Annotated in this window: 2 protein-coding genes; one reads left to right on the top strand and one right to left on the bottom strand. The window is 47.8% G+C overall.

Annotated elements, in window-relative coordinates:
- The coding region (locus tag SCJ97_11685; GenBank protein MDW7740689.1) for a CoA-binding protein at positions 1–339 on the bottom strand (339 nt) is incomplete at its 3' end.
- A gap of 169 nt (positions 340–508) precedes the next feature.
- Between SCJ97_11685 and SCJ97_11680 the strand changes: the two genes are divergently transcribed.
- On the top strand, positions 509–673 hold a 165-nt coding region (locus SCJ97_11680), incomplete at its 3' end, for a hypothetical protein (GenBank protein ID MDW7740688.1).

The raw sequence follows: 673 nt of genomic DNA, 5'->3' as shown, positions 1-673 counted from the left end.
CCGGCGTCCTTCATCCCCAGTTTCACGAAACCCGGCAGTGATCACAATAGCCCGTTTTGTGCCGATCCTGCCAAAGTCATCAAGGATGGGGATCACAAGCGGGGCGGGCAGAACAAACATAACCAGGTCGGGCGCCTCAGGCAGGTCAAGCGCTGAGGAATATGCCCTGTAGCCAAAAACCTCTTTTTCTGTCGGGTGAATGGGGTAAAATTTGCCGGCGAACCCGTCTTTAACGATACTTAAAGCCTGGATGGCGCCCATTTTCATCGGGTTGTTACCCGCGCCAACCGTGGCAATCGATTTTGGATTCATCAACTGGTGCAGTGGATTATTTTTCATATGTTATCGCCTCCCCTTTTAAGGTTCAAGACAATTAGTTTATTTCCTGCCGAAGCATCAGTTCATTAGAGGCAATCAGGGCCGCTGCGTCGAAACATTAATGACGTAATTATTTGATCGATAGTACATTAGTACATTTTATGCTGTAGAAAGCAAAGGAGCGACTATAATGAAAATTTTTGAGCCGATTAAAGTCGGAAATATGGAGCTAAAAAACAGGATCGCCATGCCGGCTGTTCATCATTCCTACACACCCGACGGCTTTGTCAATGAACGCCTGCTTGAATATTACAGGGTCCGCGCACTCGGCGGCGCCGGTTTAATTACTATTGGC

The organism is Bacillota bacterium, from assembly GCA_033549065.1.
Taxonomy (GTDB): Bacteria; Bacillota; Dethiobacteria; order DTU022; family DTU022; genus JAWSUE01.
This window is presented reverse-complemented; position numbering and strand designations above follow the sequence as displayed.